General features: G+C 43.2%; 10 protein-coding genes and 1 pseudogene. 5 read left to right on the forward strand and 6 right to left on the reverse strand.

Going from position 1 to position 12,276, the window contains the following annotated elements; translation table 11 throughout:
- Positions 1 to 605 (reverse strand): annotated as a pseudogene (locus tag AB4407_RS02965) (hemolysin); the annotation flags it as partial.
- Between the two features lie 400 nt (positions 606 to 1,005).
- Between AB4407_RS02965 and AB4407_RS02970 the strand changes: the two are divergent.
- The 4 genes from AB4407_RS02970 to AB4407_RS02985 all read left to right on the forward strand — a co-directional run bounded on the left by AB4407_RS02970 (position 1,006) and on the right by AB4407_RS02985 (position 5,605).
- Positions 1,006 to 2,313 carry a TolC family outer membrane protein gene (locus AB4407_RS02970; RefSeq protein WP_372118472.1) on the forward strand — a complete coding sequence of 436 codons (1,308 nt, stop codon included), beginning with the start codon at positions 1,006 to 1,008 and terminating at the stop codon, positions 2,311 to 2,313.
- A complete protein-coding gene (locus AB4407_RS02975) occupies positions 2,313 to 2,927 on the forward strand; it encodes an OmpA family protein (RefSeq protein ID WP_372118474.1) in 615 nt (204 codons plus the stop codon). The genes AB4407_RS02970 and AB4407_RS02975 overlap by 1 nt, the downstream gene beginning before the upstream one ends.
- Positions 2,928 to 3,058: 131 nt before the next feature.
- On the forward strand, positions 3,059 to 3,409 hold the full coding sequence (locus tag AB4407_RS02980; RefSeq protein WP_017100235.1) for a DUF2750 domain-containing protein: 351 nt from the start codon (positions 3,059 to 3,061) through the stop codon (positions 3,407 to 3,409).
- Between the two features lie 162 nt (positions 3,410 to 3,571).
- Entirely contained in the window at positions 3,572 to 5,605 is a 2,034-nt protein-coding gene (locus AB4407_RS02985; protein ID WP_372118476.1) for a diguanylate cyclase, read from the forward strand.
- On the opposite strand, the gene queC is transcribed toward AB4407_RS02985, so the two are convergent.
- Together queC and queE are read right to left on the reverse strand one after the other, a co-directional pair.
- Positions 5,565 to 6,260: a 7-cyano-7-deazaguanine synthase QueC gene (queC, locus tag AB4407_RS02990; protein ID WP_372118479.1), complete on the reverse strand. Its 696-nt coding sequence runs from the start codon at positions 6,258 to 6,260 to the stop codon at positions 5,565 to 5,567. The two genes, AB4407_RS02985 and queC, sit on opposite strands and share 41 nt — an antisense overlap.
- Before the next feature lie 60 nt (positions 6,261 to 6,320).
- Positions 6,321 to 6,989 (reverse strand): 7-carboxy-7-deazaguanine synthase QueE, encoded by a 669-nt coding sequence (gene queE, locus AB4407_RS02995; protein ID WP_372118481.1) that lies wholly within the window; start codon positions 6,987 to 6,989, stop codon positions 6,321 to 6,323.
- Between the two features lie 184 nt (positions 6,990 to 7,173).
- Between queE and AB4407_RS03000 the strand changes: the two genes are divergently transcribed.
- The gene (locus tag AB4407_RS03000; RefSeq protein WP_372118484.1) at positions 7,174 to 7,983 is read left to right on the forward strand and encodes a Cof-type HAD-IIB family hydrolase; all 810 of its coding nucleotides are present in this window, start codon (positions 7,174 to 7,176) and stop codon (positions 7,981 to 7,983) included.
- A gap of 105 nt (positions 7,984 to 8,088) precedes the next feature.
- On the opposite strand, the gene AB4407_RS03005 is transcribed toward AB4407_RS03000, so the two are convergent.
- From AB4407_RS03005 to AB4407_RS03015, 3 genes are all read right to left on the reverse strand, one after another.
- The gene (locus AB4407_RS03005; RefSeq protein WP_372118486.1) at positions 8,089 to 9,501 is read right to left on the reverse strand and encodes an NUDIX domain-containing protein; all 1,413 of its coding nucleotides are present in this window, start codon (positions 9,499 to 9,501) and stop codon (positions 8,089 to 8,091) included.
- A 72-nt stretch (positions 9,502 to 9,573) separates the two neighbouring features.
- Positions 9,574 to 10,053, reverse strand: a complete 480-nt coding sequence (locus AB4407_RS03010) for an N-acetyltransferase family protein (RefSeq protein ID WP_372118488.1) — start codon at positions 10,051 to 10,053, stop codon at positions 9,574 to 9,576.
- Positions 10,054 to 10,298: 245 nt separating this feature from the next.
- Positions 10,299 to 12,203 carry a propionyl-CoA synthetase gene (locus AB4407_RS03015; protein ID WP_372118490.1) on the reverse strand — a complete coding sequence of 635 codons (1,905 nt, stop codon included), beginning with the start codon at positions 12,201 to 12,203 and terminating at the stop codon, positions 10,299 to 10,301.
- Positions 12,204 to 12,276 lie beyond the last annotated feature (73 nt).

Genomic DNA, 12,276 nt, shown 5'->3' on the forward strand with positions numbered 1-12,276 from the left:
ATGCTGGTGATGTCGTCCGCAGTTGCGGTGCCGTAAAGCGTCTCTAGCGTTACGCTCACATCAACGGATGCGGCTTTGCTTAAGCTCACATCGAAACTTGCGGTTGAGCCTTCGTTAATCACTTTGCTGTCTTCAATAGTTACGGTTGGCTCAACTTCAACTGATCGGAACAGATCAAGCAAGCTCAAGCTTTGAGTTCGAGACAAACCCAAGCCTTCGAAACCTGTTGTTACAAATTCGGTAACTGGGATGGTTTCGTCACCATCACGCTCAATTGTCCCGCTGCTCACTAAGCTCGATCCACGTACACCTGCTGCAGTTGCGAACTCTTCGCCTAACTCTGTAGGATCTTGCCCTTCTTCTAAAGCGGCAAAAATATTTTCAATATCTTGGTCTAGATCGACTTCATCGCCATCTTTTCCTTGTGGCGTAAAGCGCTTAACTGAAATCTGGGATTCAGAATTTGCATTTTGGGATTCTAAAACGACATCCCCAGCTTGTAATGGCTGGCCGTCTTCTAGGACCTTGATTGTGCCATCTATCGAAATAACAATGCGTTGACCTAATGCTAATGCACCGCTCGCATTCAATACTGTCATGTCCATATAAATCCCTAAGCTCATTTTCTGTTTGTGATGTCAAAATAGTGACGTCAATTTTATAATCTAGTGACAATATAACATCTAATGTCATATAATTCCTAGCTATGAATTGCATGTTTAATAACTTACAATGTAAACGAATGATAACGGTCACTGAGTGATAATTAAGATGACGAAAACTTCCATATAAGTTATTGTCTTAGGGAAAGATAACCCAAACACTCAAATCAAATTTAAGCACTCAAAATCGACTTAAATTGTACGGCGATCGGTTAACAACTTTACAACCATTTACGAATGCTCATTGGGTATTCGTTATTTTTTTGGCGGTTCATCTAAATTTGATATATTCAAGCTTAAAAGCGACAAACTTAGGTGATACTCCATTTTTGGGAGATTGAAATTGAACTGGATTAAAACGACTACATTAGGGTTGGCTATTGCACTCAGTTTACCGACTAGCGCACAAACCTTAGAGCAAGCCGTCGCGTTTACTTTAGAAAGTAACCCTGAAATCAAAGCGGCATATAACCAGTACGTTAGTCAACGTTACCTTAACGATGCTTCTGGTGGAGCTTACCGCCCGAGTATAGATTTAGACGGTGGCATTGGTTACGAATATACGGATTTAGCGACGAATTCGAGCTCAACAGATCTAACACGTAAAGAAGCAGCAATTACGTTGACACAACTCATTTGGGATGGCGCGAATACTTCTAACGACATCGATCGTACCGCTGCTGATGCAGAGTCTGTCCGTTATCAATTGCTATCTAGCGCTCAAGATATTGCACTGCAAGTAACCAAAGTCTATCTTGATTCCGTTAAAGCTTACGAAGTGCTTACACTTTCTGAAAACAATCTGGCGACGCACAAAAATATCTATATAGATATCAAGAAACGAGTTGATTCAGGCATTGGATCTACGGCAGACATGTCTCAGGTAGAAGCTCGTATTGCAAAAGCTCATGGTAATTTGCTGGCAGCTCAAAATAATTTATTTGATGCCCATACTCAATTCAAACGCCTTGTTGGCCAAGCCCCACTAGGCTTGGTATATCCACGTGCTGACGCAGGCTCTATTCCTTATACGATCGACAGTGCTTTGGCAAAAGCCTTTAACCAACACCCGGTTATTAAAATTGCACAAGCTGACGTAGATTCAGCGAAGTTCCAATACAAGCAGTCGAAGAGTACCAACTACCCAACTGTTTCTTTTGAAGCCGCTCAAAGGTGGCGTGATGATGCAGGTGGTACGAAAGGCAACAGCGATGAATTTTCTGCGATGCTCCGCTTAAAGTACAATCTCTATAACGGTGGGGCCGATCAAGACCGTGCTGAAAGTGCTGCTTATCAACTCAACAAAGCAAAAGACCTACGTGAGAGTACTTACCGCAATGTAGAAGAAAGCTTACGCCTTTCATGGAGTGCTCTTGACTTAACCGTTCAGCAGAAAGATTTCTTGTCGGATCACGTAGATTCCGCTTCTGACACAGTTATCTCTTATGAAAAACAATACCGAATTGGTAAGCGTACCCTTCTCGATTTACTTAACACCGAAAATGAACTCTTCGAAGCTCGTAAGGGTTTTTTGGATGCTAAGTACGATGTACAGTACGCGAAATATAGAGTCATGAATGCGACAGGTAATTTGTTGACAGGGTTACGTGTTGAGACTCCTCAAGAATGGAACGAAAAGGTAGAATATTAATGAAGCTGCTCAAAACTATACTTCCACTATGCTTTATGGTTGCTTCTGCCAACATCATGGCTGAAACAAACGATGAGTTCACTTATCGTACACTTCCCGACATCACACAAAGTTATGATCTCGAAGATGACGACAATGATGGTGTTATCAACGCCCGTGATTTATGTATTGATACACAAATAGGCGCTGAGATAGACAACGATGGCTGTGGCTCGTATTTCGAGTCTAGTGAAGAAAAAGAACTTCATATTTTGTTTGCTAACGACTCTGCAGAAATCAAACCTGTATTCCTAGGCCAAATCCGCCAAATGGCAGCGTTTCTAAAACGTTACGAGAATACAAGTATCCAACTTCAAGGTTATGCCAGTAAAGTGGGCAATGCTGAACACAACCTGAAACTGTCAAAAAAGCGAGCGGACAATGTAAGGCGTGCACTTATCAGCAATGGAATTCCACCGTCTAGAGCCTATACCGTAGGTTACGGTGATGTCGGCTTCCGTGATAATGACACCGAAACTAATCATGCACTGAACAGAAAAGTTGTAGCTTCTGTTGTCGGATTTAAAGGTAACATTAAAGAAGAGTGGCATATATTTACTAAAATCGGTAAATAGATTCTACCGCACTCAAACCATACTGAAACGCTACCTAAGCGTTTCAGTATCTTTATAATTCCCTGATCGGCGTATACCTAACCCTTGTATAATGTTAATCTTGTCTCGTTATCAACATAGAGAAATTATTCATGAGCAAACTAACCGCTGATACTCAAGCAAATCTTGAACTTTTCGTTTCTGAAACACAAGAAACTAAACTGGTATGGGGCCTTCGCAACGATGAAGGTTGGCTAGCATGTGATTCAAGTGAATTCGAAAACAGTGAAGTGATGCCGTTCTGGTCTTCAAAAGAAGATGCTCAGACTCACAATGTCGAAGAGTGGGCTGATTTCGAAGTATTAGAAATTCCACTAGATATCTTTGTAGAAGATTGGTTGCTTACTCTAGCTGAAGACGGCGTTCTTGTTGGTACTAACTGGAATGCAACATTAGAAGGCAAAGAACTTGAGCCTTCTGATCTAGCGAAATTATACATCTAATTTCCAATATCGGTCGTACGACACGTACGACCGATATCTCTCTAATATCCACCGATAAATAAGAGATACAACTCGCATAAACTACCATTCATACCAATCAAGAATTGAAGCAACATCAAACTAATAATAGCATGTCGTTCTTTATCTGATTGACAGCCTCTCGTGATTCACTCCGTTTTTGTTACCTTTCTACTTCTCATTAGTTTTAATTCTTATAGCCAAGTATCGACTTTAGATCGTGACTACAATTCATCAATCTATGCCTCCAATTTAGACGTCAATGCGACTCCCAACGCAGATTGGAACGCACTTTATCTCTCCACTTTAAATCATTCCCCTGAGCGTGCACTAAACATGCTGCAAACTCGTTATACCAGCTCAACGTCATATGGGGATAAGCTTTATCTATCGTCTCTTCTGTATCAATACATGAGCCAGCGCGATCAGCCATTCTATGGAATAGCTTCGAACGACAGTGAATATCAAGCTATAGAAGAAGCGTTTATTTCTGCATTGATGAAAGACGGCCAAGGCCAATATGAAGAAGCGCAACAAGACTTTTTAAGTCTATTAGCCAAAATGCAATCGCGCAGTGATTTGACTGGAAGAGCGTTACTAAAGTACCAACTATGTCGGTCTTTGAACGAGCAAGCAAAATACCATCAAGCGAACTATTACTGCTCTGCTCTTCAATCCGACCTACACGACATTGCAGATCCAGTACTGCCTAAGTTTGGAACTTATCGAGTCATCGCCAACAATCACCATTTCCGTAGTGACTATCAAGCAGCGCTCAGCACCTATCTCGCATTGATTAATGTATTCCCACAAGGGCATGATATTTCTGGTATCTATAACGATGTGGGTAATTTGCTTAAAGAGCTCAAGCAATACGATAAATCAGCGCAGTACCTAGAACAAGCACTCGAACTCAGAGCCGACGCTTCAGATTTGATGAAAGCACAAGTGCATCATAGCTTGGCTGATTTGTATCTTAGTCAAGGTCAAAGTGACCTAGCGATTACCCACTTTAAGCAAGCCAAAGTACTGTTGAGTACCTCATCCCATAACTACGGCATCGCTCTGACAAACCTTGGTTTAGGTAAAGCCTACACACAAACCAACAACTATCATTTAGCGAGAGACTATTTAATCGAGTCACTGTCCAACTCCAATGCACTAAACAACGATGTCATTCGCATCAACGCCTACTTAGCGATCAGCGACATGTTCGAAGAGAGAAAACTTACGAAGGAAGCGCTCAATTATGCACAACAAGCTTTAGAGTTAGCTGAGCAAGTCACAAGACATAAGTACATTTCCCAAGCCCTTCTTCAGCTTTCTGACATTCATCAAGCTCTGAGCGATTACCAACAGGCGTTTTATTTTTACCAACGATATTCATCGATACAGATGGAAGCGCGAGACATCGATAATCGATTAGCTTTTGAAGCACTAGAGCTAACTCACGCTAAATATGAGCAACAACTAGAAAGCTCGTTCTTAGCCAATCAAACACGAATTGACCGCTTTCAAATCGAGAAAATGGAACACCAGCGATTGATGTACAACATCCTTATCATTTTATTGTTGTGTACTGCTAGCTTTACGATATTGGTGAACAAAACGGTTCGTGCGAAAGCAGCCATTGACGCAATGACAAAAGCGTACGGCCGCACCGAAATAATACGAAGAATCAAACGCGTAAAACGCTGTAAAGGCGCGTATAAACAACACGTTCTGGTTTTGCTAGACCTTGATAAGTTCAAGAAGATAAATGACGAATATGGCCACCCTACTGGTGATCGAGCACTCGTCCATATCAGTGAGCAAATTAGAAAGCACTTAATGAGTGATGAATTGTTTGGCCGCTTAGGCGGTGAAGAGTTTCTTATCATGCTGACCGACACTAAACCTTCTGAAGTACGCGAGCGTGTTGAAGAATTGCACTACGCAATATCAAGCACTGTCTTCTTATCAGAAAGCAAAAAGCCACTTAATGTAACCGCGAGTTTTGCTTATCTAGCAACCTCAAACGCATTAAGTGACTTTGATGACTTATACTCAGTTCTTGACCAAGCACTTTATCAAGCGAAGAGTAATGGCCGAAATTGCATCATCGATGCTTATAATGACCCGATCGACTTACCTGATGTTATTTATTCTCAGTCTGTTTACGAACCAACTCAGCCATAATGCCTTCGCGATCACCTAGGTAATCGTTAAGGCCTATTTTGCGTAGTTCACACGCTGGACAGTCGCCGCAGCCATCGCCGATAATACCGTTGTAGCAGGTCAGTGTTTTGTTTCTAACAAGTTCGAGTGCTGAATACTGATCTGCCAACGCCCATGTTTCAGCTTTGTTGAGCCACATTAACGGTGTTTTAATATCAAGCTGCTTATCCATACCTTGTACAAGCGCAGAGTTCATCGCTTTCACAAAGTCATTACGACAATCAGGGTAGCCTGAAAAATCTGTTTCACATACACCCGTGATTACGGTATTTGCACCGATTTGGTAAGCGTAAATACCCGCCAAAGTTAAGAATAGAATATTACGACCGGGAACGAAAGAATTCGGTAGCCCATTCTCTTGTAGTTCATGAGAGACGGGAATATCGTCACGAGTAAGAGAGCTAATAGCCAGTTCATTCAACAGAGTCACATCCATTACTTTGTGCGCTTTCACACCAAGTTCTTTCGACAATGACTCAGCAACTTCGATCTCGAGTCTATGGCGCTGACCATAATCAAACGTAATCGCATGAACTTCATCATACTCTTTTAAAGCTTGAACAAGACACGTTGTTGAGTCTTGACCACCACTGAATACTACGACTGCTTTTTTCATCTTAAATCCTTACGAGAATCTTTTACTAGCGACTTATCTAGGCCAGTAAACAAATACGATCTATGCGATGCTCAAATATTTGTGGGTTTGAATAGATAAACGCCAGTTACGTTCAATACAAGTGTCAATACACAGCTGTGTTGCACGTTCTTTTTGGCTAATAGGCTGAAGTGCAATGATGGTCTTTGCAGGAACATCGGCTCTAGCAAGAAGAGCGTCAAGCTGCTCGATATCTTTACCTGTACCAACAGGGTGTTTGATTTCATTCGCACGAACGAGTGCGCTATCAAGGATATCCAACTTTGCTTTCATTGCGACCTTTGGTGACACCGTAACCCAAGTATCACTTGTTGCTTTGACCTCTGATGTTCCGCTGGTCTCAATCTGACAGCGACAACCGTGCTGCTCAAATGCTTCAGTAAGAGGGACAAGATCATAAATACACGGCTCACCACCAGTAATCACAATGTGCTTCGCGGTGTAACCTTGCTTGATATATTCATTCACGATTCCTTGCGCATCAATTGCAGACCAAGTCGGTGAATCCTCTGTCTTAACCATAATATCACCAAGGCTCGTTTCATCTTCCGGCAACGCTTCCCAAGTCTGTTTGGTATCACACCAAGAACAGCCTACAGGGCAAATTTGCAGTCGAACAAAAACAGCAGGAACGCCGGTAAATACGCCCTCGCCCTGGATGGTTTCAAACATTTCATTAATCTTGTACAACTTACCCTCAGCTCAATCATTGGATGAAATTAATCAACCGCAGACCTTAAAGCACTTGCCCCTTTTGGTCAAACAAATGAGTACTGATAAATGAGTTGATCAAAGCCCTAGCCTGAACTTTCAACTTCCCTTATCCTTTCGCCCATTAGATTTCGTTAGCTTTGATTTTTTAGTAAGGAACAACATGTACAAACTGATTGCTCTTGATATGGACGGCACGCTGCTCAACAGTGAAAAAGTGATTTCTGAAGAGAACAAAGACGCGATTGCCAAAGCACGTGCTGCAGGTGTGAAAGTGGTTCTGGCTTCTGGTCGTCCTTTAGAAGGCATGCAGAGTAAGTTAGACGAGCTTTCGATCAACGACGGAGATGACTTTGTACTCTTCTACAACGGCTCTATGGTTCAAAACGTCTCTACAAAAGAACTCATTCATAGCGAAATCAGCAATGGTAAAGCCGCGAAAGAGATCGCAGCACTAGCTGAGCAGCTTGGTGGTTATGTGCATGCATTCAGCAAGATTCATGGCTTAATCACCCCTGAAAACAATGAGTACACCGCTATTGAAGCGCGTATTAACGGCTTAGAGATTACCGAGTTCGACTTTTCTCAACTAAAAGACGACCACGAAATCATCAAAACTATGATTGTTGCTGAGCCTAGTAAACTCACCGAAATCATTAGCAAGTTGCCACAAGAGCTTAAGACTCAGTTTACTATTGTGCAAAGTGCGCCATTCTTCTTAGAGTTCTTAAACCCAAATTCAAACAAGGGTGTCGGTATTGAGGCTATTGCTAAACATTTGGGGATTACTGCGGAAGAAGTGATCTGCATGGGCGATGCTGAAAACGATCACCATATGCTTGAATACGCGGGCATGGGTATTGCGATGGAAAACGCAATGGAAGAAACCAAGAAGCTCGCTGACTACATTACAGCAAGCAATGACGAGCACGGTGTAGCTGTCGCGATTGAAAAGTTTATCTTCAACTCGTAAGCACTAGATAGAGCCCTTTGCTTTATCTGTCTCATCCTAAAATACATTGATATAAAGAAGGCTGTGCATTGCACAGCCTTCTTTTTACATAAGTCGTTCCACTTATTATTGTCTAGCCCAAGGCAGACGAAATGCCACCACACCAAACAGAATCAAGATTGGGAAACGTAACGTTTCAACAATAAATGAAGCGATACCACTGAATGAGACAAAACTTGCTGCCCAACTAATCAGCAGATTCCCAGCTAACAACATCACGATCACTCCAAATACAATCTTGAATGAGAACTGCCCGTTCAAAGGCTTCGAATCCGTTAACGTTACTAAGCATGCAATTGTCATCAAAATTGCTACCCAGAAAGAAAAAGTTGGCAGTGGCCATATAACCGTTAGAACAATCGACAATAAGCACAATGCCCACCAAACACCTTTAGAACTCAATAAAGCACTAATATCAACATCAGGTTTCGCGTCTAATCTCACGATATGCCAGGTTGTTAGCGCGCCCAATACGCCCCCCATTAAGACATCACTAAAAAACGCACTGCCTGAATAAGACTTAAATAGAATGATCCAGAGCAGACCCGTGAGCACTATCAAAATAGATTTTTGATCCAAGAGGCGCTTTAGTTTCCAAAAGACTAACAAAGTTAAACTCACCCACAAGGCAGCTAGCAGACTTGGAAAACTATAGCCACTGCTCGTCACCAGTTTCAATGTTGGCAAGTAAGCGTGTGGACGTGGAAAACCAAAACCTTGGTGTGCGATTAAAGTAAGCAACGTCACCGAGATCAAAGTGAAGCCAAATTTCAATGCGAAGTTACGGCCAAAGTACCAAGCAATTAACGGCAATATCACGATAAAAAGCCATGGCTTCGTTAACAAGTCGGTCAAAAGCACTGTATTTGCAAACACGCTTGGCATCTTATCGAACGCATTTTGAAGCGACACAATCCAATTTAATTCAACTTGATGAACTTTGGGTGCCGCGCCCACTAGCTCAGTCACATACGTCACAGGTTGATCTGTCGCAGATAAAAACAGCTCATTAATCTCTGACCATTGTTCTGGGTAACGGTATTGGTTTGCTTCTAACTCAGTAGGAGGAAGTAACATCGCTCTGCTGACCTCGACTCCATAGTGAGGAGCAAACCAAATAGGAAGCTCAAAGCCACCTAACTCATTTCGAGCTTTGTAGCTGATCACTTCAGAGTCAGAGATACAATCAAACACAACGGCGCTATCGGTGTAACCTAGTACATCACCAACCGTTACCGACAAACCCGCCTCTTCCCACGTTTCACGTTGCGCCGCGACGGCTGGCGGCTCACCTGAAACCACAGTGCCTCCCGGTAGAGACAATTGACCTGTGATCAACTCATCAACCAACACGATTTGGTTATCAGCACGTACTACACACAAAGCGCCCGCGATATGATCGGGCAAAGTATTGTTTGCCCAAGCGGAAGTCGTACTCAAAAGAGACAGTATGAAAACTAATAAATATCGAATAGCCAACGAGTTTACCTAAAAATGAGAGAAAAAGTTAAAGACTGCTCTAGTGTAATCAAACACGCACAAAATCGCTGTCTACGTTTTGTGCAAAGCCTTCCTCATCCATTGAATGTGAGGTGTGAACCCCATTTTTTGATAGAAGTCCTTGGCAGGTGAATTAAAGTCCCAAACCTCTACAAAGACTTGTTCTACCCCATAATCATCAAAAGTACTTTCAACTTTGTTAAACAACTTTTCAGCAATGGATTCTTTTCGATAATCAGGTAAGACAAACAGCTCATCGACACTCCCCATCGGCACTGGTTTACTCACCGTTGAGATAAGCTCACAAAAATGTCCAGAGATAAAACCAACAATGAGATCGCCTTTTAATGCCACATAAACCAAGCATTCAGGATCATCTAAGTATCGTGCAATGCTTTTTTCCTGCTCAATCTCTTCTGCCGTTTTAAAGTGTTCTGGGCTAGCAACGTGGTGGTGATGGTGGAGATCGAACATTAACTCGTTAAGTTGTTCCAAATCCGCGTGCTTTGCGGCCCTTAAGGTGACATTCATAACTATTGCGCTTCTCAAACCAAACTAATATCTAAACTGAGTCTAGTTTACTTGCCGCGTGTATCGATACAAGCTATTGAATGAATTCATTTGATTATCAGCTTTTCGACACCCGAGACCTGACCACAAAAAGAAACTGGTTGGAATTAAAAGAGAACAATATGAATAAAAGCAGCGCAAGATGAAGCACACCTATGGAAGCTTCATCTTGTCTAGCGCGGCTTTCCTTATTTACCTAGCTTTCCTTACTTGCCGAGCTTTTCAGCAATTTCCGTTAAGCTAGTCGGGTCATCAATCGTCGAAGGCACCACGTACTGCTCGCCTTCGGCGATCTGCCGGATGGTTCTGCGTAAAATCTTACCGGAGCGTGTCTTAGGTAACCTTTCAACAACCAAGGCTTGCTTAAAACAGGCTACCGCGCCAATCTCATTACGAACTTTACCAACCAACTCCGCTTGTAACTCAGTGCCATCGACTTTTACGCCATCTTTCAGCACAACTAAACCAAGAGGTAGCTGCCCTTTTAAGTCATCATGAATCCCGACTACCGCGCACTCTGCAATAGCTGGGTGACCGCCAACGATCTCTTCCATTTCACCGGTAGAAAGACGATGCCCCGCTACGTTTATCACATCGTCAATACGCCCCATGATAAACAGATAACCGTCTTCATCAAGGTAGCCGCCATCACCCGAAACATAATAGCCCGGGAATTGGCTCAGATAGCCAGACTCAAATCGATCATGATTACGCCAAACCGTTGGCAGACAACCGGGTGGTAGTGGACGTTTGAGTGCAACAAAGCCTTGCTGATTAGGCTGTGCCGTCTCACCCAATTCATTAAGAATCTCCACTTGGTAACCGGGCACAGGTTTAGTCGAAGAACCCGCTTTCACTGGCAAAGATTCCAGCCCTGTCGGATTGGCAGAAATAGCCCAACCCGTTTCGGTTTGCCACCAGTGGTCGATAACCGGTTTATTGGTGTGAGATTCTACCCAATCCAACGTTGGCGGGTCCAAACGCTCTCCAGCCATGAAAATCGACTTGAGCGATGATAAATCATACTGGGTGAGCAACTCACCTTCAGGATCTTCTTTCTTGATTGCTCTAAACGCTGTTGGCGCAGAAAACAATACATCGACCTTGTACTCTTCACACACACGCCAAAACGCACCGGGATCGGGTGTTCGTACTGGCTTGCCTTCAAACAGAATCGTAGTACAACCATGAATCAATGGTGCATAAACAATATAGGAATGTCCCACGACCCAGCCGACATCAGAAGCTGCCCAAAATACACCATCTTGCGGCATGTCGTAGATAGTGCTCATTGAGTATTTCATCGCAACCGCATGGCCGCCATTGTCACGCACAACACCTTTTGGCTTACCTGTAGTGCCTGATGTGTAAAGGATATACAACGGTTCGGTTGCCAAGACAGGAACACAACTGTGCGGCAATGCATCGTTAACCGCTTGCTGCCAAAGTACATCGCGTTCATTGCTCAATTCAGCTAAAGCTTGCTCTCTTTGAAATACGACGACTTTCTCAGGCTTCCAACGACTGTCCATGATCGCTCTGTCGACCATAGGCTTATATGGCAGTACTTTATTTATCTCGACACCGCAAGAGGCAGTAATCAACACCTTCGGCTCGGCATCTTCGATACGAACGGCGAGCTCATGAGGAGCGAACCCGCCAAACACCACCGAGTGAACCGCGCCTAGTCTTGCACAGGCCAACATTGCCATCGCCGCTTCAGGAATCATTGGCATGTAGATAACAACACGATCGCCTTTAGTAACGCCTTGCATAGCTAGCATACCAGCGACTTTTGCCACTTGGTCACGCAATTGATTGTAAGTGTACGATGATTGAGTCCCTGTAACTGGAGAGTCGTAAATCAGTGCCACTTTATCACCACGGCCATTTTCACAATGATAATCCAACGCTAACCAGCAAGTGTTCATCACCCCATCAGGAAACCAGCGTTCAATACCGTTATCGTCCGTTTGTAATATCGTTTTTGGAGACTCAAACCAATCAATGGCTTGTGATTGTGTTTCCCAGAACGAATTTGGGTCTTCCCTCGCCCATTGATACTCGGTGATGTAATCCGTTTTTCTAGTCATTCGATTTGTAGCAGACATAGTGCCTCCTCCATGATTTATCCATTTCCCAAGCGCCTAGCCTCTTGCAGTAGCACTTGGTTGCACTCTTTTC

The organism is Vibrio sp. 10N.261.46.E11 (genome assembly GCF_041472735.1).
Classification (GTDB): domain Bacteria; phylum Pseudomonadota; class Gammaproteobacteria; order Enterobacterales; family Vibrionaceae; genus Vibrio.